Source organism: Embleya sp. NPDC025285, from assembly GCF_055558835.1.
In genome coordinates this window covers 1-26,514 of sequence record NZ_JBVHLU010000013.1, presented here as the reverse complement: position 1 = coordinate 26,514, position 26,514 = coordinate 1, and the positions used below count along the sequence as shown (strand labels likewise).

Below are 26,514 nucleotides of genomic sequence, written 5' to 3'. Positions count from 1 at the left end.
ACCGTCCGGCCGACTCGGATGCCCCCGCACAAGGTGGATCCAAAATGTACGTACATTCTCTTGCGGAACCGGGAGACATGTGGCCAGATTAAATGTCTGCACATTTGATGTCCTGGAGGTCATGATGGTGTCGACGCAACGTCATCGGACAGTGATCGTCGGGGGAGGGAGCGCGGGTATCACCGTGGCGGCGCGGCTGCGCCGCTCCGGCGAGCGCGATGTCGCGATCATCGATCCGGCAACCCGGCACTACTACCAACCTCTGTGGACCCTGGTCGGCGGCGGACTGGCGGAGATCGGGGAGAGCACGCGCCCGCAGGCGTCCGTCGTGCCTCGAGGAGTGCGGTCGATCCGTCGGAGTGCGGTCCACATCGATCCCGACGTGCGGGAAGTGACCCTGGACGACGGGAGGACCATCGGCTACGAGTGCCTCGTGGTGTGTCCCGGGATCCAGCTCGACTGGTCGAGAATCCCCGGACTGGAGGCCACGCTCGGCGAGGAGGGCGTCTCCAGCAACTACCTGCCCGAAACGGCACCGGCGACATGGCGCTTCATCCGGGACACCCGATCGGGAACCGCCGTGTTCGGCATGCCGTCGGGGCCCATCAAGTGCGGTGGCGCGCCCCAGAAGATCGCCTACCTGGCCGCCGACTACTGGCGCCGCGAAGGGGTCCTGGGCAACATCGACGTGCACCTGGTGCTCCCGACATCCACCATGTTCGCGGTCCCGGAGTTCTCTCGCGTCCTGGATCGGGTTGTTCGGCGATACGGCATCACCGTGCACTTCGACAGCGAGGTGAGCGAGGTCCGTTCCGGGTCCAAGGAAGTCGTGGTCACCCACAACGGCACCCGGGTAGCCACCACGCTGCCCTACACCATGGCGCACCTGGTGCCTCCCCAGAGCGCGCCGGACTGGATCAAGAAGAGCGTCCTGGCCGATCCCGAGAGCCCCGCGGGCTACGTCCTCGTCGACCAATGGACCATGCAACACCCGCGCTACCCCGACGTCTTCGCGCTGGGCGACGTCGGCTCGTCGCCGAATTCCAAGACCGGTGCCGCGGTGCGCAAACAGGCCCCGGTCGTCGTGCGAAACCTCCTCGCGCGCATGAACGGTCTCAAGCCACCGGCCCGCTACGACGGATACGCGTCCTGCCCGCTGACCACAGCACGGGGCAAAACGCTGCTCGCGGAGTTCGACTACTCGATGAAGCCCACCCCCTCCATCCCGGTGATCGACACAACCCGGGAACGCACCGACATGTGGTACCTCAAGCGCTACGGACTGCCGTTCCTGTATTGGAACCTGATGCTTCGCGGACGCGCCTAGCCACATCGCCACCGCCGCGCGGCCGCCGCGACGAGTTGCACCCGTCCGCGCCCGCCGCATCCGGCGTAACCCACCCATCCGACCCGGCGGGAGCCTCTCCGTGGAACGCGTCGATACACTCGTTTTCAAGCAGTACTACCTGGATTGTCTCTCCCATGCCTCGTATCTCGTCGGCGACCGCAGATCCGGACGCGCGGTCGTGGTCGACCCCCAACGCGACGTGGGCGAGTACATCGCCGACGCCGCACGACTGAACCTGAACATCGAGCGGGTCATCGAAACCCACGTGCACGCCGACTTCCTGTCCGGACACCTCGAACTCGCCGCCCACACCGAGGCGCTGATCTCCTACGGCTCCGCCGCCCAAGTCGACTTCGCCGCCCATCCGCTGCCCGACGGCCGGAAACTCTCGCTCGGTGACGTCGAACTCGAGATCCTGCACACCCCCGGACACACCCCGGAGTCGATCTGCGTGGTCGTCAGAGCCCACGCGGGCGACAAGGTGCCCTTCGGCGTGCTGACCGGAGACACGTTGTTCGTGGGCGACGTGGGACGTCCCGACCTGGCCGCCTGCGCCGACTGGTCCACGGAGAAGTCGGCCCGTGCCCTGTTCCGTTCCACCCGACGCCTGCTTGCCCTCCCCGACGCCACCGGCGTCTATCCCGCCCACGGGAGCGGATCGTCCTGCGGGAAGAACCTGTCCGCCGAACACCACAGCACCATCGGCGAACAACGGCGCACGAACCACGCGCTGGCCGAGATGGCCGAGGGCGACTTCGTGGACCTGGTGTGCTCCGAACAGACCCCCGCGCCGCGCTACTTCGCCTACACGTCCGCGCGCAATCGCCAGGAGCGGCCGACACTGGACGAGAGCACCCACGTCCCCGCCCTGTCGTTCGGGGAGTTCCTGCGCGCCCGGTCGACCGGGGGAGTCGTCCTGGACACCCGAGATCCCGACGCGTTCGCCGCCGGACACCTCGCCGACTCGATCAACGTCCCCCTGTGCGGTCGATTCGCGGAACTCGCCGGCGAGGTCCTGAGCGCACACAGTCCCATCCTGCTCGTCTGCGACCCCGGCACCGAACGCGAGGCCCGCAACCGACTGGCCCGGATCGGCTTCGACCGTGTGCCGGGAGCGCTGGCCGACGGGGCACCCGGGATCGAGCCCGAATACCGTCGGACCGCCGTACGGCATCGCGTCGACGAGTTCGTCGTGCTCGACTCGGACACGCGCGTCGTGGACGTCCGCAACCCCGGCGAAGTACGCGCCGATGGCACGATCCCCGGGGCCCGACTGATCCCACTCCCCGAACTCCCCTCGCGAATAAACGAGTTGGCGCGCGGTGAGGCCGTCGCCGTGTTCTGTGCGAGCGGCCGCAGGTCCTCCATCGCCGCGTCGATCCTGCGTGCGGCGGGCTTCACGAACGTGTCCGACCTCCAGGGCGGCTTCGCCTCCTACAGCGCCGAGCACCCCATCGCACGACCGGACTCTCCGTGAGGCGCGCCGTCCCCGACGTTTCGGCCGCGAGGTGAGCGTACTGATCGTCGCGCTCGTGTCCGGTGCCGCGGTCGGGCTCGCCATCGGCGCGCTCGGCGGCGGCGGGGGCGTCCTCGCCGTACCCGCACTGGTGTACCTGCTGCACCTGGCACCGGCCGACGCGTCCACCACCAGCCTGATCGTGGTGACCGCGACCTCGGTGACGGCTGTGTTCCGTCACGCCAGAGCGGGCACCGTACGCTGGCGGGTCGGCGTGCTCTTCGCCGCGGCCGGCGTGCTCCCCGCCATCGCCGCTTCCGTCCTGGCGGGCCACATCCCCAAGGCCGCGCTCACGACGGCATTCGCCGTGGTCACGCTGCTCGCCGCCATCGCGATGCTCCGCAATGCCGGCCCGGGCGAAGGAGTGGAGAACGGCGCACCCGATCCAGGCGCGAACGAGAGGTCGATCCGTGGGGCACAGGGCATCGGCAAGGTGATGGGCGCGGGAGCGGGTCTGGGCACCGTCACGGGTCTGCTCGGCGTCGGCGGAGGATTCCTCGCCGTGCCCACCCTGGTGAGCGTCCTGTCGCTGCGCATGCGCCTGGCGGTCGGTACGAGCCTGGTCGTGATCGCCGTCAATTCCGTAGCCGCGCTCACCGCCCGGTTGGCGGTGGGGCCGACCACATTCGATCCGGCGACGCTCGGCCCCTTCGCCGGCGCGGCGATCCTGGGGGCCTGGGACGGCAAACGTCTGGCCGCCCGGCTGTCGGGGATCGCCCTTCAGCGGATGTTCGCCGCGCTTCTCGTCGCCTTGGCGGTGTTCATGCTCGTGGATGCCCTTCGTTGACCGATCGCACGGTTGCCGTGTCGCCCGGTACGCGGATCGCCCGAGCATGCACCCCGGAGGACCACGGTGGGTCCGCGCGGAGTTGCCACCGGACGGCACGCTTCCGTACCTTCGTGGCCTCACACAGGACACGAGCACGGGTCCGTCGCACGTCAGGGGAACCCTCGGTGACATCAACGCAGCCCGCGGGAGCGAATCCCGTCGATCGCGCGAGCGGAGTGCCGCTGTGGGTCCAACTGCGAGCCGACCTGCGCCGTCGCCTGGAGGCCGACCAGTTCCGCGACCACTTCCCCGGCGAGCACGCCCTCGCGGCCGACTACGGAGTCAGCCGCCACACGGTTCGCGAGGCCCTGCGCCAGTTGCGCAGCGAAGGCGTCGTCACGGCGCACCGGGGACGCGTGTCCGCACTCGCGGAGACGTCGATGGAACAGCAGGTGGGCCGACCGTACAGCCTCTTCGCCTCGGTCGAGGAGATCGGTGCGGTGCAGCGCAGTGTGGTGCGGGTGCTGGATCGGCGCGCCGACGGCGTGGTCGCGGCCCGGCTCGGCCTGGAGGAGTCGACACCGCTGGTCCACCTGGAGCGCCTTCGCCTCGCCGACGAGAGGCCGCTCGCCGTCGATCGGGTATGGCTCCCCGCCGACGTCACCGCCCCGTTGCTGGGGGTCGACTTCACGCACACGGCGCTGTACGCCGAATTGGAGCGGCATTGCGGCATCCGGATCACCGGGGGATGGGAGCGCATCCGTGCCGTGGTGCCCGATCGCGCCGAACGCACGATGCTGGAATGTCCGTCGAACACGGCCCTGTTCGCGATCGACCGCCTGGGAGTGGCCACGGTCGGCCCGGTCGAGTGGCGTCAGACGCTGGTGCGCGCGGATCGGTTCACGGTGACCGCGGCCTTTTCCGCCGAGGACGGATACCGACTGGGGATGGCCGAGTAACCGGAGGGCCGGTTGTCCCCGGCGATGCCCAAGGGTGAACACGCGGTCGCGGCGGGTTCACAACCCCAACCGTTGGGCGCGGCACACCGGATGGACCGCCGGCCGTTCGTCGGCCCCGTCGAGCGTGATCCCCAGGACACGGCGGGCCCGTTCGACCCGCCGGGTGACCGTGAAACCTGGAAAGGCGCTGTCTACGTGGCAGTTGGGCCTGTGAAACACGCCGACGGGAGGTCGGGGCGAACGTGTGCTCCTCGGCAGCCGGCGGTTCGGTGCGCGATAGCGGCCGGCGGATCCGGACGGGGACGTGCCCGTCCGGATCCCTGTCGCGTCACCCCTGTCGGTGCTCCCATCCTCGGTCGGTACGGGTCAGCTCGCGGAAGCCGGCGGCGATCAGCCGCCCGATCGCGTCCGTGTCGTCGGCCGACTCGTAGGCGAGCACGCGGTCGACCCCGGCCAGGCGGAGCCACTGGGCCGCTTGGGCCAGGAGCCAGTGCTCCAACCCGTCGACGCGGTGGTCCGGTTCGACGACGAGGTTGCCGATGTCGGCCAATCCTCCGTTGCGGGCCAGCCGCTCGGGTCGGTCGAGGGCGGTGTCCACTTCGATGAAGCCGAGGACGTGGCCGTCGAGGTGTGCCGTCAGCCGGGTTCCGCACTCGCCGAGCGTGCGCCGCACGGCCGGTTGGGGCATCGACGGATCGGCGGGCGGCGACACCAGGTCGGCGACCTCGGCGAGCAACACCACTTCGGTGTGGCCGGTGTGCCGGAAGCAGGCCCGCTCGTAGGCCGCCCGCACGTGCGGCCACACATCGGGCAGGCCGTAGACCCCGGGAGCGGGCAGGGCTCCGTCGGCGTAGCGGACCCGCACGTGCCAACGTGCCAACCGGGCCAGGCACGCGGCCATCAGCTGATCCGCCGCCGTCTCGGAGTCGGGCCGGAACGTCGCCGGCGGACGGTGGACGAACCAGGCGATCTCGCCCGCGCCACGATGATCCGGGCCGACCTCGGCGTCGTCGCGGTAGCGCAGCAGATGCGCGGCGGCGACCACGGCCCCCCGCTGCTCGGCGACCAGGGTGGCTCGCTCCGCCACCCACGGATCGGTGATGAACTCGTCGGGGCGCCGGGTGAGTTGCGCCAGAACGGTATTGACGGACACGGACGCGCCGGGCACGACGGCAGCGACATGCGCGTTGACGAGCTCGGTCAACTGGTCGCGATCGTCACGATGAAAGGGGCGCACGATGAGAGCAGGCATGGAGGACCTCCGAACGGATTCGCCACGAGGAAGGAGGCCGCCATGCGATGCGGTATGGCGCTGACAGTACCTCACGCGGCCTGCCGCCCGCCCCGCCGCGGACGCCGGCGGCGAGACTTCCGGGCGACGGCGGGCCGACTCCGTCCGCCCGGGACGTGATCGACGCGATGCGCAGGTCATATGCGGGGGCGACGAACGCCCGGGAGCCGGCCGCGTCGGCGACACGTGCGAGGCGGACCTGCCCGCCTTGGTCGACACGATCGAACCCGCCCCGACCACTGTCCGAGACCGGACTGGACGAGCAGGTCTCGGCCCAGGTCTCGGCCGGCGCGGAGGACGGAGACGGGGCACGCTGTCGAGCAGTCGGCCGCGCTGTCGGAGTCCCAGGGCAGGGTCGACGAGACGATCGCCGCGCTGTGAGCCCACGCCCGCGGTCACCGGGCACGGCCGTCCCCACCGGGATGCCGCGAAGACCGCAGCACCCACGGTGTCGCGTTGCTGCTCAGCTCCCGGCCCGTCCGACCATCCCTACACCCAGCCGCGCCGCACCGCCTGCACCCCGGCCTGGAACCGGTTCTCCGCGCCCAACTCGTCGAGGAGCACCCGCATTCGCCGCCGCAGGCTCCGGGTGCTGGTGCCCAGCTGCCGGGCGATCGTCTCGTCCTTGAGTCCGGACAGCAGCAGGTTCAGGATCCGCCGGTCCTCCGCGTCGAGCGGGTCGCACTCCTGGGGGCCGGCGGCGGTGAGTGGGACGGCTTGTGTCCAGAGCCCTTCGAACAGGGCGACCAGGGCGTCGACGAGGGTGGTGCCCCGGATGACGACGCTGCGGGTGATGGGCGAGTCGAGGTGCAGGGGCAGCAGGGCGATCCGGCGATCGGCGACGGACATCTTCAGCGGGATGCCGGCGAGGACCCGGGCCTCTTCGCCGGCCCGCGACAGGCCGCTCACGTCGTCGAGGTTGCCGGGTATCTCGAACGACTCGGGGGCGTAGATCGTGCGGTACCGGACTCCGCCGCCCAGGAGGGTGTGTTGGAGCGGGTTGCCGTGGGCGAGGACGTACGGCGGCCGGTCCAGGCTCATGATCTCCTCGGTGGCCTCCTGCTGGAGCCGGGCGAACCACCGGCCGAGTTCGTCGGCGCTGGTGAGCAATTCGACGCCCTCGCCGGGGCGGGCGGCCTCGCCGAGCGCGCGGTAGACGGCCTCGAGTTCGGCGGCCGTCTCGGTGACCCTGCCGAGGTCGGCGTGGGCGTTGCGGACCAGGGCGGCGAGGGCGGCGGTGGGGCTGACGGCCGCCCACCGGGTGGGGCGGCCCGAGAGCCGGCTGACCAGACCGTGGCCGCGCAGTCGGGCAAGGGCCGAATGCAGCCGCTCGACGCCCGAGCCGGTGCGCTCCGCCAAGTCGCGCACGGTGACCGGCGGTCCGGCCAGAACGGTGCGATAGACCCGCTCGTCGAAGGGCGCGACCCCGACGGCGCCGAACACGAGTTCGTCATCTTCCATGGCGAGCGAGCATGGCCGATTCCGGCGCCGGCCGCAATCGGACACCGGCCACACCTGGCCGACCGTCGGGAGCCGCGACTACAAAGATCACACCTCCGGCCCCCATGGGAGATGGAATGTTCAACGCACAGCATTCACGGTCGGGTTCAGCGAAGCTGTCCCGGCGCCGACTACTCCTGATCGCCGCGGTGGCCTTCGGCACCGTGTTCGGCGCGTTCGGCGCGGCGCCCGCCGAAGCGCAATCAGTGGCCCCCGACGACCCGCCGACGACCCTGGCCACCCGGGGCAACGAATGGCGGCAGGTCGGCCCGAACGGCAACGGCGGCAAACTGGCCTTCACCCCCGCCAGGCCCGAACGGGCCTACGTGCAGACCCCGATCGGCAACGTCGTCTTCCGATCCGACGACCGGGGCACCACGTGGCAGCAGAGCAACGAACTGCCCGTGAACGCCTTCGAAGCCGGCGGTGTCGCGGCCAGCCCGCTCCGACCCGACGTGGTGTTCGCCGGCGGCCGGCAGAAGGACAACTGGCACGGGTACGTGCTGCGCAGCACCGACGCCGGCAAGACGTTCACCCAAGTGCTGGACACCCCGGGCAAGGTCGGTGGCGTCGTGTTCGACCCGACCGGCGCGCGGCTGTACGCCGCTGCCTCCGACGGTGTGCACGTCACCACCGATCACGGCAACACCTGGCGACTGCTACCCGGTTCCCCCGCCGACGCCCGGAACCCGAAGTTCACCGGCGGCGACCTGTACTTCACGTCCGGCGCCGATGTCTGGGTGCTCCGCCGGGGCGCGCGGACCCCGGTGAAGCTGCCTCGCCCCGGCTCGACCGGCGCGGGTGTCGATCAGCTCACCGGCACCGGCGGCACCCTGGTCGCCAGGGGTGACCTGCAGGTCGCGCAGGTCTCCACCGACCGGGGCGCGCACTGGCGGGCGCTGCGCGGACCGTGGGGCACCGACGTGGTGGTTCTGGCCGCGATCGTGGACGGCTCGGGTCGGCTGCACATCCAGGTCAACCAATCCACCGGCGAGATGCAGCAATGGGGCAGCCGCGACAACGGCCGCACCTGGCACGCCGAGGCGGGTCTGGCCCGCATCGACCTGTACGAGGCCACCGGCACCTTCCCCGGACGGCCCGGCACGGACGTGATCTCGGCCGGCGCGGGCATCTACACCACCGACGACCACCAGAGCTTCCGCCGGATCGGGGTGCCCGGCTCCGAAGTGTTGTCGCTGACCGTCGCCCAGGGCAGGTCGGGACCGGCGATCGTCGCGGGCACCATGACCGGCAGCTACCAGTCGTCCGCGCCACTGAAGAGCCGGCTGCCGCGCGGGTACCAGGAATGGGGTTTCTCCGGCACCGCGCCGCACACCTTCGGCAACCGGATCGACGGCCTGGCCACCGATCCGTCGAACCCTTCGACGGTGTACCGGGTACGCAACACCTGCACCTCCGATCAACCCTGCTTCTACCTGGAGAAGTCGACCGATGCGGGCCTGCGGTGGACCATCGTCCAGACCGCCGTGCCGGGCAAGGCACTCGGCATCACGGTCAGCCCCGCCGATCCGAAGAGGCTGTACATCGCCACCCACTCGCCGTCTGCCGTGTACACCAGCAACGACGGCGGCGAGTCCCTCGGCCAGAACGGGCACGACGACCTGAAGGGCTTCACCAGCGTCGCCGTCGACCGGGCCAATCCCGACAGTGCCTGGCTCGGCGGCCCGGACGGGCTGTTCCGCACCACCGACGGCGGCGTCACCCTGAACAAGGTCCTCGACGGCTGGGTGAGCGCGATCGCGCTGAACCCGCGCACCCCGGGCCACGCGGTCATCGCCGCCAAGGACGCGCTCTACGTGACCACCGACGACGGCAAGCACCTGACGAAGGTGGCCGCCGACCTGAGCGGCGCCCTGAGTTCGCTGGCGTTCACCCCGGACGGCTCGACGGTGTTCGCGGGCTCGCACTACTACCTCACCCCGGCTCTCGGGGTGCTGCGCAGCACCGACGGCGGCCGGACCTGGGGCTCGATCACCAGGAACCTGCCGGAGCCGTCGGTGTCGTCGCTGACCGTGTCGGCCGACGGCCGGTGGCTGTTCGCGGGGACGACCTACGGGAGCGTGCACCGACTGGCGGTGTGACCACATACCAGGCGCGCCGCCCCTGTCCGAACACCCGGACGGGGGCGGCGTCGTGGGTGGGCGGCCGTGGCCCGGCGCGGCTGCGCGCCACCGGGCGAGCCAGGTGAGGGCGGCGGCCACCAGTGGAGGTCGCGCAGGCCCGGGAGTTCGTCGAACGGCTCCCGCAGGGCCGGGCGGCCGCGGTCACCCGGGGCGGCTCGAACCGGTCCGGTGGGCAGCGCCCGCGGTTGGCATCGCCCGGGCGCTCATCCGCCGATCTGCGATCCACCTGTTCGACGACTTGTTCTCTGTGCTGGCCGCGCCCCCGCGGTGGCGCGCGGGCGCATCGCGGGACCACCGTCGACGGCAAGGACGGTACGACCCCGCGCCGATGGTCCGAGGCATGCGAAGAGCCGATGATTGTCGCCCGGATTCTCGCGCCTCGGGCGCAACCGCGCTCTTCGGGGCGGGGACCGGTGCTCGTCCGGTGGCGTCGGGCGTGTCAGGCGCGGTCGTGGAGGGTGACCTGGTAGCCGTCGGGGTCGGCGAAGGTGAAGGTCCGACCGAAGGGGCCGTCGATCGGCGCGGAGACGATGGTGTGACCGTCGGCGACGAGAGCGTCGTGGATGGCCTGGACGTCGGTGGCGTGGAGCCAGATCGCGGCACCGATGCCGGGCTGGGCAACGGATGCGAGATCCGTGCCGGGAATGACGTCGCGGAGTGCGAACGCGATCGGCTTCGTCTCGAAGACGACGGCGTGCGGAGGTCCGGCCTGCGCGCGGACGAGGCCGAGGTACTGCTCGTAGAACGCCTGCGAAGCGTCGAGGTCGCGTGCCTGGAGCGAGATGAAGTCGGGGCCGGTGGCGGGCATGGTGCTGCTCCTTCTCTTCGTGTCAGGTTCCTGACACGCGTCAACGTATGTCAGAATCCTGACATGAGTCAAAACGGTGCCGGCGTCGACCTGGACAAATCACTGGGCTACCTGCTGAAAGAGGCTTCGAGCGCCCTGCGCGCAGCCATGGAGGAGGTGCTGCGGCCACTCGGGATGAGCGTGACGCACTACTCCTGCCTCGAGCTGCTGGCTCAACGGCCGGGCTTGTCGAACTCCGAGCTCGCGCGGGGCGCATTCGTGACACGGCAATCGATGAACGTGCTGCTCCAGGCCCTGGAACGAGACGGCTACGTGACCCGGCCCGCGGCGGCACCCGTCGGGAAGGTTCTTCCCACGCGGCTCACGCCTCGCGGCCGACGGAGCCTGGAGAAGGCGACCGTGGCGGTCCGGTCCGTCGAGGTCGCAATGCTGGCCGGCATGACCGAGACCGAACAGTCGGACGCGTTCCGGATCCTGCAGAGCATGATTCATTCCCTGCGCGAGGGCAACGACGGTGCATAGCCCGTTCCCGGACGCACGTCTTGCCGCGCCCGGGCAGGAGTGCAGCCGAGCGTGAGAACCCGTGGTGCTGGACCCTGCCGGTGATCGACGCCACCGGCGCGAACCGGGCCGACGTCGACCACGCCCGAGACCGCGACGAGGGCCCGTTCGCGGTCACCGTGTACGGCGAACGCGAGTGTGGGCCGACATCGAACACACCCACGCACGCTGGACCGCAGGGGGCCGCCCCGGACCCGAACGCTTCGGCCTGCGCGTCGAACCCGACGGCACCCAACACGTCTGGTTCGACCAGCCCTTGGGCCCCACCTGGTCCCTGGTCGGGCCGGGCCACCACGCGACGGCTTGAAGCCGCCCGGCGCCGCGCGATTCAAGGGTGGCCGGGGCGGCACACGGTCAGCGGCGGCCGGTGGCCAGGATGACGAGGAACTGACCGCCGCCCGCCTCGATGTCGGCGGTCACCGGCAGCCCCGGCACCAGTCGGGAGAACCGGTCCACCAACCAATCCGCCGCCTGCTGGGCGTCCTTCCTGGTCGGACAACGGCCCACCATCTCGCGGCCGCCCTTGCGCTCCAGCCTCCCGGCAACGGTGATCAGCGGCGCGGGTTCGACCACGTACAGGTGGTCCGGCCAGGCGATGACCACCTTGACCGCGCCCTTGCGGGTGTTGCACCCGCGGTGCGCGAGCCGCTCGGCGACCTTGGCCTTCCGGTCGGCGGTCCGGCTGTCGACACTGGGCCCCCGCGGGTCGTTCACCGACTCGTCGGGGTCGACCGGTTCGTCGCACACCCAGCACCGCCAACCGTCCCGCTCGGCTACATCGTCAAGGAGAGTCACCCGAGCAAACTAGCCTGCCCGGCCGCCATCCCGGTGCACCAGGCCCAGTGCCGGGACATCCGACGACTCACGTGCGAACTCGGCCGGCGGCTGCCCGGGCGGGCCTTCCCGGGCAACCGGACCTCTGCGGGCGAGCCACATTCCCGTTGCCGGCTTGCTCACGAGAACCCGCGAACCTCCGCTGAACGTGGGACCTGCCGGCCGAGCCCCAAGCCGCGGGCACGGCCCGCCACCGTGTACGGAACCAGCTGTGCGCCTGGGCCTGTGGCCGGGGGCCCGGAGGAACTGTCCCCGACATCGGACTCCTGGTCAGCGAACTCGTCGGCAACGTCGTACGGCACGCCAAGGGGCCTGAATCGCTGGGCCGGGCGGCGGGACGACCGCCGTGCAGGTCCACACCACCGATGGGGATCTCAAACCCTTGGCTCGAGAGTCTCAGCCAGAAAAGCTTTCCGGGGAGCGTGCCGCTTCCGGGTGCGCGTAGTAGCCGGCGACGGTGCAGTGCAAAAGGGCCCCACACGCCGGGCTTGCCGAGTTCGCGGAATTCGATGTCGACGTCGGCGACGGGTCGACCGCCCGGAACGCGGGCGGGCCGGGTCAGCGGCCTGTCCGGCGCCGCCGCCGAGGGGTGTTCCTGACGACCGGCTTACATACCGGCCACATCGGGCTGGACGTGTCCGTGGCGTTCGATGTATCGCCTGGCGACAGACGGCGGGTGCCGGCGACCACACGGTCTCCGGCGGGCGTCGTCGCTCGACCTCACCGTGCGGGGAGCGCGATCGCCGCGACCTTGTCGACCTGCGCCTTCATGACCGCCTTGGGTATCGCCACCGCCGGTGGGCCGAACATGCCCACGGACATGCCTCTGACCAGTACCGGCCCTACCCGGACGACGGTGACGACGAACGAGTACGGCCCGTCCACGCCGAATTCCAGGGACAGACTGTCGTCACCGATGTCGTAGCCGGCACCGCCGGTCAGCGCGTATTCGACGGTGGAACTCTCCTCGGGGGCGGGGTTGTCGGTCGTCTCCGCGAAGTCGCCGCACGACGGCAGGGCCTTCCTCGCCGCCTCCAGGACCCTGGCCGCTTCGGTGAACTCCCGCGAGCTTGCGCCTTGGGCCGGGTGGCGAGGAGCGCCTCGACGACGTGGACATCGACGAGAGCCCAGTTGCGTCTGCCGCGCTCGGCCTGGGCACGGGCGAGGTTTCGGACGGGCCGGGGCTGCCTCAAGGCAATCGAGCGGGATATCGAAGTGGCTTGACGGCCATGGCAATTCCCTGGACCGCTGTGATGGAGTAGGTCAGGGTGCAGGGGTGAGTACCGATACGAATCCGGTCGAATACCCTGACCGGTGGATCCTGAACCTCCGGGGCCGGCGCGTTGCCAAGGTCGCCCTCGAGCCCCATCCGGCGGTGTCCCTCGACTCGGAATGGGAGGTCGTCCTGAAATGCCCCGCTCTCCTGTCGCACGGGTCGGCCCTGACGAATCCGGGTCTTCCCCTGACTCCGACCTCGCGGAGCATAGCCTCCCAACTGCTTGCGACATCGGTCCTGTCCGCGGTCGCATTCAAGTCCGGCGCGCTGAGGATGGTGTTCGACGCCGGTCTGCACCTGAAGTGCCCAGCCGGCTCGGCGGAGGCGGCGTGGGAGATCACCGGACCACAGGGCTGGTGCTTCACATCAATGCCCGGCGGCGGTCTCACAGTCTCGCCCGGCAGAGCAGAAGCGCGGTGAGAGCCCGCCGGGTCTGACAACAATCGTGCTCACGCCCAAGGTCCGAGAGACGGAAGTGGCCTGGCAACTGGAGACGTTCACAGGTACGCGGATGGGGAGTCAAGGGGTAACGCCGCCACCTGCCGGTCTGTCGGGGTCGGGTCGGGCGTGCCCGTTCGAGGGGCTGTGGCGATTCCGAACTGGTTGACCGCGGACGTGTCCAACGCGCGCTCGACGCCCTGCTGCCCGCGGGCCGGCCGAGGCGGCACGCCGTTCTGGCCGGACCGGGACGCCCAGCCCCCGACGCTGGAGTCGACATCCTCCTCGGGCCGTTCCATTCGCAGACCGGTCGGACATAGACCACCACCGACCGGGCCGCGTCGGCGTACCTGCTGCCGCTGTCGCTGGGGGTGTGGCTGTGGCCAGCCCGTCCCCGGCCGCGCCTGCCGGTTACCGCGTTGGGCGTCCTGCCCCCGGGATGTCCTCCGTGACGACCCGCCCCCACTACTCCCCAATGGCCCCCTTTCGAACCGAGCGCGAAACGTTCGAGCACACCCTGGTCCGGCTGCCGGCCGTTCGCAGCCCGTGGTTGCGCGAATTCCTCGCGAACCTCACGCACCACACATTCGTCGGCGTCTTCCAGCGTCGACAGGACCGACTCTCGGGGGGCGCACTCGCAGTGCGAACGTGGCCCGGCCGGCCCCATGCGCTCCGTTCGACGAACGCGAGGACCCCGGGGTCGCGGACGACTCGGCGAATCGGGTCGCCGCCTACGTCCGAGATACGGGGCCCTCCATCGGGGACCGGGGGCAATCGCGCCGAACCCTTTGTTGCGACAGTCCGTTTCTCACAGTCGTCGGGGCCCGACACCATCCCCGGAGAGCGCGTCGCCGGGGTTCCGCAGAGCGCATGCCTTCATCGAGAGGCATCCGCAGCCGATGCACCCGGTGAGTTCGGCCTCGAGGCGCTCGATGGTCTGCCGACGCTCCTCCAGCCGACGCCTCCAGCCACGCGAGGCGCGCTGCCACTCCCGGTGACTGGGCGGACGGTCGAGCGGCACATCGGCGAACGCCTCTCGGAGGTCGAGCAACGGGATGCCGATGCGTTTCGCCACCGAGATCAATGCGACTCGACGAAGCATGTGCCGCGGATAACGGCGTTGGTTGCGATCGTCACGTTCGGACGCGATCAGGCCGAACTCCTCGTAGAACCGCAGAGCGGAGACGGCCGCCCCGGTCCGGGCGCTCACCTCGCCGATGCTCAGCCAGTCGTCCGGGCCTGCTCGAACCTCACCGGAACGGTAACTCGTCATGCAAAGCCTCCTCTTGACCTCAACATTACTTGAGGCCATACGGTCGGCCGGGTCGGAACGGCGAACAGGAACGACCCCGGAGAGGACGGCAGTTCGATGACGTTTGTGATTGCTTCGCCCTGTGTGGACGTCAAGGACAAGGCATGCGTCGAGGCGTGCCCCGTCGACTGCATCTACGAGGGAGAGCGCATGCTCTACATCCACCCGGACGAGTGCATCGACTGCGGCGCCTGCGAGCCGGTGTGCCCCGTCGAAGCGATCTTCTTCGAAGACGACACCCCACAGGAATGGCACCACTTCAACGCCATGAACGCCGAGTTCTTCTCCGACCTCGGCGCCCCCGGCGGCAGCGCGAAGCTCGGTCCGATCGGACGAGACCATCCGATCGTGGCGCAACTGCCGTCCCAGGGTGCCGCCGTCTCATCCTTTGCGATCCCGCCCAAGTCCTGACGACCCGAAAGCCGTTCACACCGTCCCGAAGACGGGCGGCTGGCGCGTACCCCGACCCCCGGCGAAAGGAGCGACCGACCTGGCCTCCGTCGGGTCGGAGGAGGTGCGGCAACTCCGCAAAGACGAGGCCGAGTTGACGCGGGCGGCCAACGAAATCCTGAAAGCCGCCTCGCTGTCTTTTGCCCAGGAGATCGACCGTCCCCGGACGAGGCCGAGCAGCGGATCGACCACCTGAGTGACAAAGGTCTCGGGGTCGATCCCGTATGCCGGGTGCCGGGTGCCGGGTGCCGGGTTGTCGCCGTCGCCGTACCTCGCGCGCAGGATCGCGACAGCCGGTACACCATCTGTCACGACACATACCCGGGCGGTGGATCCGGTCATGGCACCCCGGTCGGAAGCCGCCACCGCACACCGTCCAACCACCGCCGACAACGTGCATGGCCGTCATCGTGAGGGGGCGACGACCGCCCGCTTGGGACGAGAGGACCCGAACCACCGGCACGTCGGCGGCGGCCTACTTCACTTGAAGCGTCGGGGACTGGAAACAGAGCATCGACGAAGGCGACGAAGGCGAAAAGGTCGTCGCGGAGTTGAATTCGTCCGGCAGCTGATGCGGGATCAGGCGACCTGTGCCGCCGTACGGCAGGTGGCCGGCGGCGTTCGGGCGGGCCGGGGCGTCGTGGCTACCGCAGTGTTCCACGCTCGTCCGGATTCTTCTAGGGTGCCGACCATGGATCGGATCACCATCACCACCCTCGCCGAACGACCTGCGCTGTCCGACGTCCTGTGGGACATGCCGGACGGCTGGCCCGAGTTCATGCACCACGACCTGGTGGCCAACGCCTACACCGGGTCGATCGCCGAGGAGTTCCCGGAATACGTGCTGGTGGCCACCGACGCCGACGGCGCGCTCGCCGCGCGTGGGCTCTGCGTCCCGTTCCGGATGGACCACCCCAAGCGCGGCGCACTGCCCGATCGGGGCTGGGACGAGGTCATGGTGTGGGCGTTCGCCGACCGCCGACACGGTGCCGTGCCCGACCTGGTCAGCGCGATCGAGATCGCGGTACGGCCCGATCTGGGCGGGCTCGGGCTCTCCGGGCGAATGCTCGGCGCCATGCGGGCCAACGCCCGCGCACACGGGTTCGCGGAGGTGGTGGCCCCCGTGCGGCCGAGCGCCAAACACCACGAACCGCACGCGTCGATGCCGGAGTACGCCTTCCGGATCCGCGAGGAGGACGGGCTGCCCCACGACCCCTGGCTGCGGGTACACGTCCGCGCCGGCGCCGTGATCGAGAAGGTGGCCTCGGCGTCGACGACCATCTCCGCGACACCGGCGCAGTGGCGTGAGTGGACCGGGCTCCCGTTCGACAAGGCCGGGGACGTGGTGGTACCCGGCGCACTCGCTGCCGTGCGCTGCGACCCGGAGCGCGACAACGCGGTCTACGTCGAACCGAACGTCTGGGTGCGACACCGGCTTTGACCGGATCAGCGGAACGCCGGACCTGCGGTCGGCGGGGGCCGACGCCGACCGAGGACCGCTGTGCCGGCACGTGAAGTCCGCTCGGTCCGGTCGACGGCCGGAGAGGGAGGCGCGGTTGGTGGCAACTGCCGCCGGAGTTCCGGCCGTTCAGCCCAGGTTCACCGCCGGCCATCGCGACCACGTTGCCCGGCGGCGGCACGGAGCGGGTTCTCGAAGCGGACGACGAGCCGACGTGCCGCAGTCCTGGCCGAGTTCGAACCGTCGGTGCGAACGGCGTTGGCGGCGGACCGCCGCGCCCGGTGACCGGAGCGGGGCCGGGATTCGCCAGGGTCCGCACACCCGTGGATGTGTCGTCTGGGCGCTGCGTCGAACCGGTGATGCGGGGTGTCGAGCGACCGGGCGCGGGCGGCAGGGCGGGCCGGCACCGGTCGACGACGGGGCGCCCTCGATCGGCTTCGGGGCCGGTCGAGGGCGCGTGTCGGGCGGGCTCGGGGAGTTGGGGTCAGGAGGGGCTGATCGGTGGGCGACGCGCGTGGAGGGTTGCGCCGGGAAGCCGGCTTCCGTCCTGTGTGGTCGACGGGTCGTGGAAGCAGAAGAGGTCACGCCGGGGCAGTGTTCCGGTGCTCAGGAAGCTGTGTGCTCGGGTGAGCGCGCAGGACGGCGCCTCGGGGTCGTAGGCGCCGTGGTTTCCTCCGTCCACGGTGATCATGCGTGCCCGCTTGCCCAGGGCGGTGCGCATGCCCAGTGCACCCGAATAGGGCGTGGCCGGGTCCCGGGTGGTCTGGAGCAGGAGGATGTTGGTCGCTCCGCGGTCGGTGATCCGTACCGCCGGCTCGACCGGGTCGGGCCAGAACGCGCACGGCCAGATGTTGGTGCCCATGCCGCCCAGGATCGGGAACAGGGCCCGGTTGCGTGTGACTTCGCGCTGGTAGTGGGCGATGTCGCGCGGGGCGCGGCTGTCTCCGCAGGTCACCGCGAGCAGTACGGCTGTGTCGTTGTCCCGTGGGATGCCGGGCGTGGTCGGCCACTCTCCCCACAGGGGAGGCGGCCCGGTCCCGGCGAGGAATCGCCACCACGCGGCGACTTCCGGGAACTGGAGGGTGTGGTACGAGTACGCGTGATAGAGGGCTCGGAACAGGTTGCCGGTGACGGGACCCGCTCCGGGGTGTTGCACCGGGGAGCGATCGAGGCGCTCGACCATGTCGAGGTAGCCCCGGCGTACGGCGGCGGGGGTGGTGCCGAGGCCGAGGGTGTCGTGCCGTTCGGCCGCCCAGGCGGCGAAGTCCCCGAACCGGGTGTCGAACCCGCGGTCCCAGGACGCCCACCGATCGTGCCACGTGACGTTGGGGTCGACGTTGGCGTCGAGGACGATCCGGTCGGTGCGGTCGGGGAAGAGTTCGGCGTACACCGCTCCCAGATAGCTGCCGTAGGAGGCGCTGAGGTAGGAGAGTTTGCGTTCGCCGAGGGCGATTCGGATCCGGTCCATGTCTCGCGCGGTGTTGGCCGTGGTCACGTGCGGCATCAGGGCGCCGCCGTTGGCGAGGCAGTCGCGCGCCAGAGTACGGGCGAAGTCCACGTTGTCCGCGATCGATCCGTCCGGGGCCGGAAACGGGAAGAGACGCTCGTTGGTGATTTGGGTGGTGCGTCCACACGTGATCGGCGTGCTGTAGCCGAGACCGCGCGGATCGAAGCCGATCAGGTCGAAGCGGTCCAGGACCTCCTGCGGATAGAGGTTGACGAACGTGCTCGGCCGGTTCAGGCTCGCCGCGCCGGGCCCGCCCGCGTTGTGCAGCAGGATGCCGCGGCGCAGCCCCGGTTTGGCCGTGGCCAGCCGGGACACCGCGATCTCGATGGTCCGGCCGGCCGGGGCGCGGTAGTCCATCGGTACGCGCAGCGTCGTGCACCGTAGTCGCGGGTCGACGGGGACGCCGGCGGGGTCGGGTGGACAGGTCGTCCAGGTGAGCGTCGGTGGTCGTGAAGGCGTGGCCTCGGCCGGGATCGCGGCGGTCAGCGTGGCCGTGAGCGCGATCACCACCGCTCCGCGGACGGCATTGCCTAATCGTCTCGTCATAGGTCTAGACCATAGGGAAGGGGCGGGTGCCGCGTCACCCCCCGAACCGATGTTGATAGGAGGGCACTTGGCCCACCGGCGGGAACCGCGGATCCGACAACACAGCCAGACACAGCTTGTTCTCCGCCACCCACCCGGCCGCCAACGCGCTGGGTGCGAGGTCGATCGGGAGACTTTGTGCCGGCGAACAGGTTGGTGCCGACCGCCCGTTGGCCGGGTTGTGTCGTCGGGTTGCCGGTGGCTTGGGGCGCGATGCCCAACTCGTGCGTCCGGGAGATCGGCGGATGTGGCCACGCACGACCATCGACGATTTTGCGGTCCCGCGTATCGGACCCGCATGGGCAACCGTTGCTTTCCGCCCGCTGACACCTGAGCTTCGTCGTCGATGCAGCTTCACCCACCGGCGCCCGGCGAAGTATTCGGTTGTCTGAACGCCCGTCACGAACGAGGCCGGGCGAGCGCAGAGTGGCTCGGTGCTCGCTTCGATGCCTCATGCGGCGATTGGCGGCATGATCGAGGCGCGGTCGGGAGTGGGCCCGCACATCGAGTGGCGCGAGACCCGTTGACAGGTACACAACCGGGGCCTAGCGTGCTCCATCACCAGTTAGGAAAGTTTCCTAACTATCGAGGTTCGGCGCCAACTTCCCCCCGGGTGACCGCCCGTTGCCGGAAGTCGCTTGCCGCGAGACCTTCGCAGCGGACCGCCCGGGCGGCACCACGAGCTGCTGAGCCGCCCTGCGCTCAGCCCTCTTCGCTGGAGGACACCGTGAGATGCATCAAATCCCGGCCGTCCAGGGCGTTCGGCGCCCTGGTAGCCGTGGCCACCACCGCCGCGCTCTGCGTGGCCCTGCCCGCTGCCCACTCCGCTTCCCTCCCTCGCGCCGCCACGTACGAGGCCGAGGCCGCCCATGTCGTCAAGGGCAAGGTGGAGTCCAACCACGCCGGCCACACCGGCACCGGCTTCGTGAACTTCGACGTGGTGTCCGACGCGTACGTCGAGTTCACCGTCGAGGCGGAACAGCCGGGAGCCACGAAGCTCGACTTCCGCTACGCCAACGGCACCTCCGCCGACCGGCCGTTGGACATCACGGTCAACGGCACCCAGGCGGCCGGCGACCTCTCCTTCCCCGGCACCGGTGCCTGGACGACCTGGAAGGCGGTCTCCGTCACGACGGCACTGGCGGCGGGGACCAACAAGATCCGCGCCACCACCTCGGGTGTGGACGGCCCCAACCTCGACAGCCTGACCGTCACCCCACAGGGCCCGGCCGACACCGAGAAGCCGACGGCTCCGAGGAACCTGCGCAAGGACCGGGAGCCGACCGCCACCTCCGTGTCCCTCACCTGGGACGCGGCCAGTGACAACGTGAAGGTCACCGGCTACGACGTCTACCAGCACGGCCAGCTCATGAAGCAGGTCGACGGCTCCACGTCGGCCACCACGGTGACCGGCCTGACACCCGAGACCAGCTACGACTGGACCGTCTTCGCGCGCGACGCCGCCCCGAACGTCTCCGACGCCAGCAACGTGGTCACCATCGCCACGCTGCCCGCGCCGCCCGACACCGAGGCGCCGAGTGCCCCGCAGGGGCTTCGCGCCACCGGCAAGACCGCGACGAGCGTCGACCTGGCGTGGACGCCGTCCACCGACAACGTGAAGGTCACGGGGTATGAGATCCACCGCGACGGCGTCGCCGCGGGTACCTCGGAAACCGCGACCACGACCGTCGCGGGCCTGAGGGCCGACACGACGTACAGGTTCAAGGTGCGGGCCTTCGACGCCAAGGGCAACCGGTCGGCGTTCGGCCCGGAGATCAGCGTCACCACCGCCGGTTCCCAGCCTGGCGGCACCCCCGATCCGGGCACCGTGAAGACCCTGGCCGGCGGTGTGGATGTCGCCTGGGGCGTGGCGTTCCTGCCGGACGGCTCCGGGATCTACACCGAGCGGAACACCTTCAACGTCTACCGGTTGACCAAGTCCGGCCAGAAGACACAGCTCGGCAAGGTGCCCAACTCCCAGACCACCGGCGGCGAGGGCGGCCTCATGGGCGTGGAGGTTTCCCCGAACTTCGCCACCGACCACTACGTGTACTTCCTGCACACCTCGTCCGACGGCAACCGCATCGCCCGGATGAAGTTGGAGAACAACGCGCTCAGCGGCTACCAGGTGCTGCTCGACGGCATGGCCAAGAGCCGCTACCACAACGGCGGGCGGCTTCGCTTCGGGCCTGACGGCAAGCTGTACGCGGGCATGGGCGATGCCCAGAACGACTCCCGGGCGCAGGACAAGAACTCCCTCAACGGCAAGATCCTGCGCATCAATCCGGACGGCTCGATCCCTTCTGACAACCCGTTCGGCAATGCCGTCTGGTCCATCGGGCACCGCAACCCGCAGGGCCTGGACTTCGACTCCAAGGGACGCCTCTGGCAGGCGGAGTTCGGCGACAACATCATGGACGAGGTCAACCTGATCCAGAAGGGCGGCAACTACGGTTGGCCCAACTGTCAGGGCACCGAAGGTAGTTGCTCCGGATACATCGCGCCGAAGAAGACCTGGCCGGTGGCGTCCGCCTCGCCGAGCGGCCTGACCGTCATCAATGACCACGTGTTCGTGGCCACGACTCGGGGTCAGCGGGTCTACCGGCTGCGCATCGACTCCAACTCCAACCTGGTCGAGCAGAAGTCGTTCTTCGAGGGGACGTACGACCGGCTGCGCACCGTGGAGGTCGACCCCGACGGGGACATCTGGCTCACCACGTCCACGGACAAGGACGGCACGGCGGGCAACGACCGGATCCTGCTGATCGACGTCGTCTACTCGGGCCGATTCGGTCCAGGGCCCGGCGAGTTCAAGCCGACCGGCACCGCCTTCGCCGACAACGCCGCCATCCCCGACGAATAGACCTGTGCCGGGGACGGTTCGGCGGGCCGGGACACTTCACCATCACCGGCGTGGGGCGCGGGCGACACCGGCGCCAAGAGCCAACGGTTCGCTCTTTCCGGTCCGCGCCGGGTACGCCCGCAGTCGACCGGACTGGCCCGTCCGGCGAGTTGCGTCTCGCGGGTCGGCGGTTTCGGCGCCGGTGGTGGTGCGGGGGTTGAGGCGGCGGGTCTCGTCGATGAGGACCAGGCGACACCGGCCCGCCCGGTTGTGGGCATGGCGGACCGCCGGTGATGTGGGCCTGCGTCATGCGGGCGGGTGCCGACGGGGATGCCGAGGCAGCGGGCGCACTCGGAGGCCGATGCCTTCCCCGTTGCGCCGGGTGGCATGCGGACGCATGCGACGGTCCGACCGCCGGCTCGGTCAAGTAGGTCGGGCGGACACCGGTCGGCCCCGGCCGACTCCGGATCTTCGCGAGGGTATCGTCCGCGGTCGAGTTCGGGGCCAACGAGCCGCGGGCACGTGCGGTCGGGCTCGATCCGCGCAAATGCCGTGGCGGTAGCCGGGGTTGACGGGGTCGGTCGGGTCAGGCGACGGTTACCAGGACACCGGCGTCGGTGATCCTCGCCAGTTCGTCCTTGGGGGCGTCGTGGTCGGTAACGAGGTGGGCGATCGCCGACAGTGGGCAGATCCTCGCCAGCGTCACCTTTCCGATCTTCGAGTTGTCCGCCACCACGACGGTGCGGCTGCTGCGGTCGGTGAAGGCCCGGTCGGTGACGGCTTCGACTTGGTCGTGGGTGGTGCAGCCGTGAGTGGCGCTGATGCCGTCCACGCCCAGGAAGGTCACGTCGGTGTAGTACTCCGCGAGGGGCTTCTCGGCGATGGAGCGTACGAGTTCGTAGCTTTCGTTGCGTGCGGTGCCGCCGATGACGACGAGCGTGACGTCCTGGTGCGGGAGCAGCTCCGCGGCGATGTTGACCGCGTTGGTGACGATGGTGACGGGTCCGCGGTCGGCGAGGAGGCGGGCGATCTCGGTGGTGGTGGAGCCGCCGTTCAGGCCGACCACGGCCTTCGCCGGCACCAGCGCGGCGGCGGCCTGGGCGATCGCCAGTTTCTCCGGTCGGCGGCGCTCGCTGCGGTACCGCATCGGTGTCTCGAGGCCGATGTTGCCCAGGGACGCCCCGCCGTGGGTGCGGCGCAGCAGCTTCGACGCGTCCAGGTGCCGGAGGTCGCGCCGCACCGTGGCTGCCGAGACCGCCAGGATTCCGGCCAACTCCTCGACGCTCACGCTCCCGTGCGCGGAAACGTGTTCAAAGATGCGCGCGTGACGCTCGTTTCTCAGCATGTACGCAGCATATCCGTGCGCATTCGCGCAATCACCCGCATCCGGAATCGTGGCGGGAACGGTGCCCGCAATGCTGTAGGAGGCCGGATCCGGAAGAGTGAACGGCGCGCGTCGCGCGCCATCCGCCCGCCGTCGGCAACGGCAACTCCCGTAAGTACCACGGGCGGAGTTCAAGGCCGAGATCGTCGAACTGCGGCCGAGGGCGGGGCGTCCGGGGGTCCCGAACGGGACGTCGGAGAGGCTGTGCATGAGCCGGTACAGGTGCGGGTTGCGGGAGGCGAACTCCCAGTAGGCGGCGGCGATCGGACCCAGTGCGCTCTGGTGCCGTCTGGAAGTTCGGGGCTTTGGGCTCGGCCCCGGGTGCGCGTGGCGCCTGCCTTCACGCGACTTCCCGCTGTACCGGACGGTTTACCACTACTGGCGCCTTTGGTCGCCGGAGCTGCCGGTCGGGCCCGGCCGCCCGCTCGGCTCGAAGAACCGGCGGCCTGCCACCCGCCGCGACGCCGGACGCGATCTCGCCGCCGGCGAGGCATACGCCCGCCCGGCACCGCCACGGGAGGGGAATCGAACCGCGGTGCGGTGGTCGGCTTTCGTCCCGAACTCGTCGTCGTGGGCACGGCGATGTTGGATGGCGGCATGGTGAAACGCGAGAAGGCGAAGAAGTGGACCGTCCCGGGCGTTCCGAAGGCGATCGTCCTGTTGGCGACGCCGGACGGTTGGCGCACCAGTGTCCTCACCCGGGAAGGCGGAATGATCTGCGGACGCCTGGACATGCCTCGCGACACCGACCCCCAGGACGCGCGGGCCGCGGCAGCGGTGAGGGTGGTGGAACTCGCCCGCGACTTCCACGGCGTCGACGTCGAGGTGACCTGGGATCCGCCCAAGGAGCCCGATTCATGGACTGCCCAGATCACACTGGCCACGGGCAACGAAACTCGGGCATCGGGTTGAAGCAAGAGCCGGAGCGTGACGGGACCGCGAGGTGGACGATGCCGGCGTTTCGACCGCCCGGGCGGTGACGGCCTGCAGTTGGCCGAGTTGGCGACCGGACACGGCATGGCCCGCCGCCTCCGGCGGGGGCGCCTTGCTCCACCTTCCGTCGGCGGGCCGTGACCGGTTCGGCGGCCGGAAGTGGAGCCCGTGGCCGAGTCGTTGGTCTCCACCATCTCGTGCCCTCACTGCCGCCCACAGGCGGGCACGTGGCCGAACGGGCCGACAGCAAGCCGCTTCCCACCCCTTGCCCGGTTCCAGCCGTGCGTCGTACACAGCCCACCCCACGCGCGGCGCCGGGCCGGAAAGCGTGCGCCCGAGGTGCGGCGCCCCGGCGGCGTCACGTCGCCTCGCCGTCGGGCGGTTGTCTCGCGCGTGGGACGATCACTGACGTTTGCGAGTCACACGGGGGGTTCGAAGTGAGTACGAGTCGCGCGAATGAGGGCGGCACGGGCACCGGTTGCGTGCTGTTCGTCGCGTGGCCGCTGATGGCGGCCCGGTGGTTGTTCAGTCCACGCACCGAGCCCGACCGGGAGATAGCCGCCCTTCAGTATGTCCGCGCGATGATCGGGCTGCTCGTGTCGCTGACGGTCTGGTTCCGTGAGGGGCGTTTCGAGCCCGACCTGGACGCCGCCCTGTTGAAGGTCGCGAACGGCCTGTTGTTCGCGGTTCCCATCTGGGTGGTCGTGACGGTGTTTCTCGTTGCCGCGTCGTCGGGCGACCGCATGGGGACCTGTAAACGCCTGGCCGCCGGCTCGGGCCTGCCGCTCGCGGTACTCGGCGTGATCGTCTGGTACTTCCTGTACGCCGGCGACACGATCGGTGGGCTCGGCGGTGGCGGGGGCACTTCGTGGTTCGTCGCCATCCCGCTCTTCGTCGGTGGGCTGCTTCTCCCACTCTGGGGCGTCCTGTTCGCCCTGGGGGCCGCGTTCTTCGCGTACAAGAACATGTTCAACGCCAATGACGGGCATCCGCTGCTGCCCGCCCTGCTCGCGCCGGGGTTCGCGATCGCCTCGACCGGATACGAATTGTCTGCTCCGACCGGCGGCGACCACAGCCCGTTGTCGATCGGCTTGTCCGTGACGGGGTGTCTGGCCGTCATCGGCTGCTCGATCTTCGAATACCGCTTCGTCGCCCGCACACATCGGGTCAACCTCAAGAGCGGTCCGCCCCCGCGTCAACCAGCCTCCGAGCCTGGTCGATTCACGTGGGGCGCCCACCCGGACGATGTTTCACCATGGACTCAGGCGCCGCCTCCGTCCTACCCGCTGCCGCATCCGGTCGACCCGGGGCCCTGGACGCAGGCGCCACCGCCGCCTCCGTTCTATCCGCTGTCTCGTCCAGTCGACCCAGGGCCCTGGACGCAGGCGCCACCGCCTCCGTCGTTTCCACCGCCCCGCCCTCCCCATCAGGAGAGGACCTGACACTTCGTCGGCCTTTTGCGGCCGATGACCCGGGCGCCGTCCCGGCGCCGTCCCGGCGATGTTCGGCTTCGGCGGTGACGGCGGAACCGGAAACCTCCGTGCGGCTTGTCGAGGTGCGGCTGTTGAATGCGGTATGGGCAACGCGTTGTGGAATCGGCTTTCGCGGGAAGTGCAGACCGAAGTGGATCGTCTGATCGCCTCGGGGCGCAGGATCCAGGCGGTTATGTTGATGCGCGAGAGTGCCGGCTCCCCGACGCCGGGTCTCCACGCGTGCGTCGACCTGCAGCAGTGGCGGTTCGAGAAGTTGTAACGGCCGCCGGTCCGAGTCGGATTCCGGCGCCGACCCAGGCCTGAAGGACCGCGACCCGGCCGACCGGCACGTGACCGTCGATCCGGGACGCGGCAACGGAGCGCATCGCCCGCCACCCGCCGGGCCCGCCGGCCGAATCCCCCTCGCGACTGAGGCGAAGCCTGATGCGCAGGCCAATACTGAGTGGATGTCAGATTCGTTCCGCGGCGTTGCCGCACGCCTGCGCACCGGCCGTGGCGACGGCCGTCTTGTGGACGGGCTGGTCGCGGCGGCGGTGGCCGTCCCGGTGTTCGTTCCGTTCGCGACCGCGCCCGACGTGTCGCCGCTCGGCTTCGTGGTCAATCTCGGTACTGTCGTGCCGTTGCTCTGGCGCCGCCGTGCGCCGTTCGCGGTGGTGCTGGTCGTGGCGTTCTTCGCGACGGCCGTCTCGCTGCACGACCGACCCGGGCAGACGTTGCAATACGGCGCGCTGGTGGCCATCTACACCCTGGCCGACCGCGGGGAGCACCCCTGGCAGCGCTGGGGGTTCATCGGCACACTCACCGCCACCACCCCGTTCGGAGCGCTGCTGGTCAAGGACAACGACGCGGGCCAGTTCATGTTCACACTGCTCCTGCCCGTCACGGCGTTCCTCATGGGCATGCTCGCCCGCGCCGCCCGGGAGAGGTCGGACGCGCTGATGGAACGTTCCGTCCAGCTGGAACGCGAACGCGAGGCCGAGGCGGCGCGGGCGGCCGCCGAGGAACGCGCAAGCATCGCCCGCGACATGCACGACATACTCGCGCACGCGGTCAGCATCATGGTCGTCCAGGCGGAGGCCGGTCCCGTGGTGGTCCGCACGGACCC

At 70.1% G+C, this 26,514-nt stretch carries 22 protein-coding genes; 13 read left to right on the top strand and 9 right to left on the bottom strand.

Going from position 1 to position 26,514, the window contains the following annotated elements:
- The first annotated feature begins 121 nt into the window (after positions 1–121).
- The 4 genes from ACZ4FV_RS11045 to ACZ4FV_RS11030 all read left to right on the top strand — a co-directional run bounded on the left by ACZ4FV_RS11045 (position 122) and on the right by ACZ4FV_RS11030 (position 4,592).
- Positions 122–1,327: an NAD(P)/FAD-dependent oxidoreductase gene (locus ACZ4FV_RS11045; RefSeq protein WP_395868649.1), complete on the top strand. Its 1,206-nt coding sequence runs from the start codon at positions 122–124 to the stop codon at positions 1,325–1,327.
- A 100-nt stretch (positions 1,328–1,427) separates the two neighbouring features.
- Positions 1,428–2,825 (top strand): rhodanese-like domain-containing protein, encoded by a 1,398-nt coding sequence (locus ACZ4FV_RS11040; RefSeq protein ID WP_465322497.1) that lies wholly within the window; start codon positions 1,428–1,430, stop codon positions 2,823–2,825.
- Positions 2,826–2,856: 31 nt separating this feature from the next.
- The gene (locus ACZ4FV_RS11035; RefSeq protein WP_395868645.1) at positions 2,857–3,651 is read left to right on the top strand and encodes a sulfite exporter TauE/SafE family protein; all 795 of its coding nucleotides are present in this window, start codon (positions 2,857–2,859) and stop codon (positions 3,649–3,651) included.
- Positions 3,652–3,818: 167 nt separating this feature from the next.
- Entirely contained in the window at positions 3,819–4,592 is a 774-nt protein-coding gene (locus ACZ4FV_RS11030; protein ID WP_395868643.1) for a GntR family transcriptional regulator, read from the top strand.
- A 328-nt stretch (positions 4,593–4,920) separates the two neighbouring features.
- On the opposite strand, the gene ACZ4FV_RS11025 is transcribed toward ACZ4FV_RS11030, so the two are convergent.
- Both ACZ4FV_RS11025 and ACZ4FV_RS11020 read right to left on the bottom strand, forming a co-directional pair.
- On the bottom strand, positions 4,921–5,844 hold the full coding sequence (locus ACZ4FV_RS11025) for a GNAT family N-acetyltransferase (protein WP_465322496.1): 924 nt from the start codon (positions 5,842–5,844) through the stop codon (positions 4,921–4,923).
- A 528-nt stretch (positions 5,845–6,372) separates the two neighbouring features.
- Entirely contained in the window at positions 6,373–7,344 is a 972-nt protein-coding gene (locus ACZ4FV_RS11020; RefSeq protein ID WP_465322495.1) for a helix-turn-helix domain-containing protein, read from the bottom strand.
- Between the two features lie 116 nt (positions 7,345–7,460).
- On the opposite strand from ACZ4FV_RS11020, the gene ACZ4FV_RS11015 reads away from it, so the two are divergent.
- Entirely contained in the window at positions 7,461–9,485 is a 2,025-nt protein-coding gene (locus tag ACZ4FV_RS11015) for a WD40/YVTN/BNR-like repeat-containing protein (RefSeq protein ID WP_465322494.1), read from the top strand.
- Between the two features lie 481 nt (positions 9,486–9,966).
- On the opposite strand, the gene ACZ4FV_RS11010 is transcribed toward ACZ4FV_RS11015, so the two are convergent.
- Positions 9,967–10,335, bottom strand: a complete 369-nt coding sequence (locus ACZ4FV_RS11010; RefSeq protein ID WP_465322493.1) for a VOC family protein — start codon at positions 10,333–10,335, stop codon at positions 9,967–9,969.
- A gap of 63 nt (positions 10,336–10,398) precedes the next feature.
- Here ACZ4FV_RS11010 and ACZ4FV_RS11005 point away from each other — a divergent pair, with 63 nt between their 5' ends.
- A complete protein-coding gene (locus tag ACZ4FV_RS11005) occupies positions 10,399–10,857 on the top strand; it encodes a MarR family winged helix-turn-helix transcriptional regulator (RefSeq protein WP_465322492.1) in 459 nt (152 codons plus the stop codon).
- Positions 10,858–11,250: 393 nt separating this feature from the next.
- Here the strand turns inward: ACZ4FV_RS11005 and ACZ4FV_RS11000 are convergent, their stop codons facing one another.
- Together ACZ4FV_RS11000 and ACZ4FV_RS10995 are read right to left on the bottom strand one after the other, a co-directional pair.
- Positions 11,251–11,691 carry a hypothetical protein gene (locus ACZ4FV_RS11000; RefSeq protein WP_395868631.1) on the bottom strand — a complete coding sequence of 147 codons (441 nt, stop codon included), beginning with the start codon at positions 11,689–11,691 and terminating at the stop codon, positions 11,251–11,253.
- Between the two features lie 759 nt (positions 11,692–12,450).
- Positions 12,451–12,615: a hypothetical protein gene (locus ACZ4FV_RS10995; protein WP_395868629.1), complete on the bottom strand. Its 165-nt coding sequence runs from the start codon at positions 12,613–12,615 to the stop codon at positions 12,451–12,453.
- A gap of 70 nt (positions 12,616–12,685) precedes the next feature.
- Here ACZ4FV_RS10995 and ACZ4FV_RS10990 point away from each other — a divergent pair, with 70 nt between their 5' ends.
- Positions 12,686–13,426: a DUF6188 family protein gene (locus ACZ4FV_RS10990; RefSeq protein WP_465322491.1), complete on the top strand. Its 741-nt coding sequence runs from the start codon at positions 12,686–12,688 to the stop codon at positions 13,424–13,426.
- A gap of 826 nt (positions 13,427–14,252) precedes the next feature.
- Here the strand turns inward: ACZ4FV_RS10990 and soxR are convergent.
- Positions 14,253–14,717, bottom strand: coding sequence for a redox-sensitive transcriptional activator SoxR (gene soxR, locus ACZ4FV_RS10985; protein WP_465322490.1), 465 nt, complete (start codon positions 14,715–14,717; stop codon positions 14,253–14,255).
- Positions 14,718–14,813: 96 nt separating this feature from the next.
- On the opposite strand from soxR, the gene fdxA reads away from it, so the two are divergent.
- Positions 14,814–15,167, top strand: a complete 354-nt coding sequence (gene fdxA, locus ACZ4FV_RS10980; protein WP_395868625.1) for a ferredoxin — start codon at positions 14,814–14,816, stop codon at positions 15,165–15,167.
- Between the two features lie 15 nt (positions 15,168–15,182).
- On the opposite strand, the gene ACZ4FV_RS10975 is transcribed toward fdxA, so the two are convergent.
- Positions 15,183–15,548 (bottom strand): hypothetical protein, encoded by a 366-nt coding sequence (locus ACZ4FV_RS10975; protein ID WP_465322489.1) that lies wholly within the window; start codon positions 15,546–15,548, stop codon positions 15,183–15,185.
- Positions 15,549–15,897: 349 nt separating this feature from the next.
- Here ACZ4FV_RS10975 and ACZ4FV_RS10970 point away from each other — a divergent pair, with 349 nt between their 5' ends.
- Positions 15,898–16,647 (top strand): N-acetyltransferase, encoded by a 750-nt coding sequence (locus ACZ4FV_RS10970; RefSeq protein ID WP_465322488.1) that lies wholly within the window; start codon positions 15,898–15,900, stop codon positions 16,645–16,647.
- Positions 16,648–17,149: 502 nt separating this feature from the next.
- On the opposite strand, the gene ACZ4FV_RS10965 is transcribed toward ACZ4FV_RS10970, so the two are convergent.
- Positions 17,150–18,718, bottom strand: coding sequence for an alpha/beta hydrolase (locus ACZ4FV_RS10965; RefSeq protein WP_402235557.1), 1,569 nt, complete (start codon positions 18,716–18,718; stop codon positions 17,150–17,152).
- Between the two features lie 766 nt (positions 18,719–19,484).
- Here ACZ4FV_RS10965 and ACZ4FV_RS10960 point away from each other — a divergent pair.
- Complete coding sequence (locus tag ACZ4FV_RS10960) at positions 19,485–21,620, top strand: PQQ-dependent sugar dehydrogenase (RefSeq protein ID WP_465322487.1); 2,136 nt, start codon at positions 19,485–19,487, stop codon at positions 21,618–21,620.
- A 565-nt stretch (positions 21,621–22,185) separates the two neighbouring features.
- Here ACZ4FV_RS10960 and ACZ4FV_RS10955 read toward each other — a convergent pair.
- Positions 22,186–22,944 carry a DeoR/GlpR family DNA-binding transcription regulator gene (locus ACZ4FV_RS10955; protein ID WP_465322486.1) on the bottom strand — a complete coding sequence of 253 codons (759 nt, stop codon included), beginning with the start codon at positions 22,942–22,944 and terminating at the stop codon, positions 22,186–22,188.
- 636 nt (positions 22,945–23,580) lie between these two features.
- Here ACZ4FV_RS10955 and ACZ4FV_RS10950 point away from each other — a divergent pair.
- The 3 genes from ACZ4FV_RS10950 to ACZ4FV_RS10940 all read left to right on the top strand — a co-directional run.
- Entirely contained in the window at positions 23,581–23,895 is a 315-nt protein-coding gene (locus tag ACZ4FV_RS10950; protein ID WP_395868617.1) for a hypothetical protein, read from the top strand.
- Positions 23,896–24,398: 503 nt separating this feature from the next.
- Entirely contained in the window at positions 24,399–25,358 is a 960-nt protein-coding gene (locus ACZ4FV_RS10945; RefSeq protein ID WP_395868615.1) for a hypothetical protein, read from the top strand.
- A gap of 497 nt (positions 25,359–25,855) precedes the next feature.
- Positions 25,856–26,514, top strand: a 659-nt coding sequence (locus ACZ4FV_RS10940; protein ID WP_465322485.1) for a histidine kinase dimerization/phosphoacceptor domain-containing protein, incomplete at its 3' end; no start/stop codon positions are given.

Excerpts from the sequence above, each read along its gene's own strand:
- fdxA (WP_395868625.1), top strand. The coding sequence starts at position 14,814 with ATGACGTTTGTGATTGCTTCGCCCTGTGTGGACGTCAAGGACAAGGCA.
- ACZ4FV_RS10955 (WP_465322486.1), bottom strand. The coding sequence starts at position 22,944 with ATGCTGAGAAACGAGCGTCACGCGCGCATCTTTGAACACGTTTCCGCG.
- ACZ4FV_RS10975 (WP_465322489.1), bottom strand. The coding sequence starts at position 15,548 with ATGACCGGATCCACCGCCCGGGTATGTGTCGTGACAGATGGTGTACCG.
- ACZ4FV_RS10970 (WP_465322488.1), top strand. The coding sequence starts at position 15,898 with ATGGATCGGATCACCATCACCACCCTCGCCGAACGACCTGCGCTGTCC.
- soxR (WP_465322490.1), bottom strand. The coding sequence starts at position 14,717 with ATGACGAGTTACCGTTCCGGTGAGGTTCGAGCAGGCCCGGACGACTGG.
- ACZ4FV_RS10950 (WP_395868617.1), top strand. The coding sequence starts at position 23,581 with ATGGTGAAACGCGAGAAGGCGAAGAAGTGGACCGTCCCGGGCGTTCCG.
- ACZ4FV_RS11005 (WP_465322492.1), top strand. The coding sequence starts at position 10,399 with ATGAGTCAAAACGGTGCCGGCGTCGACCTGGACAAATCACTGGGCTAC.
- ACZ4FV_RS10965 (WP_402235557.1), bottom strand. The coding sequence starts at position 18,718 with ATGACGAGACGATTAGGCAATGCCGTCCGCGGAGCGGTGGTGATCGCG.
- ACZ4FV_RS11015 (WP_465322494.1), top strand. The coding sequence starts at position 7,461 with ATGTTCAACGCACAGCATTCACGGTCGGGTTCAGCGAAGCTGTCCCGG.
- ACZ4FV_RS11010 (WP_465322493.1), bottom strand. The coding sequence starts at position 10,335 with ATGCCCGCCACCGGCCCCGACTTCATCTCGCTCCAGGCACGCGACCTC.
- ACZ4FV_RS11020 (WP_465322495.1), bottom strand. The coding sequence starts at position 7,344 with ATGGAAGATGACGAACTCGTGTTCGGCGCCGTCGGGGTCGCGCCCTTC.
- ACZ4FV_RS11025 (WP_465322496.1), bottom strand. The coding sequence starts at position 5,844 with ATGCCTGCTCTCATCGTGCGCCCCTTTCATCGTGACGATCGCGACCAG.
- ACZ4FV_RS11045 (WP_395868649.1), top strand. The coding sequence starts at position 122 with ATGATGGTGTCGACGCAACGTCATCGGACAGTGATCGTCGGGGGAGGG.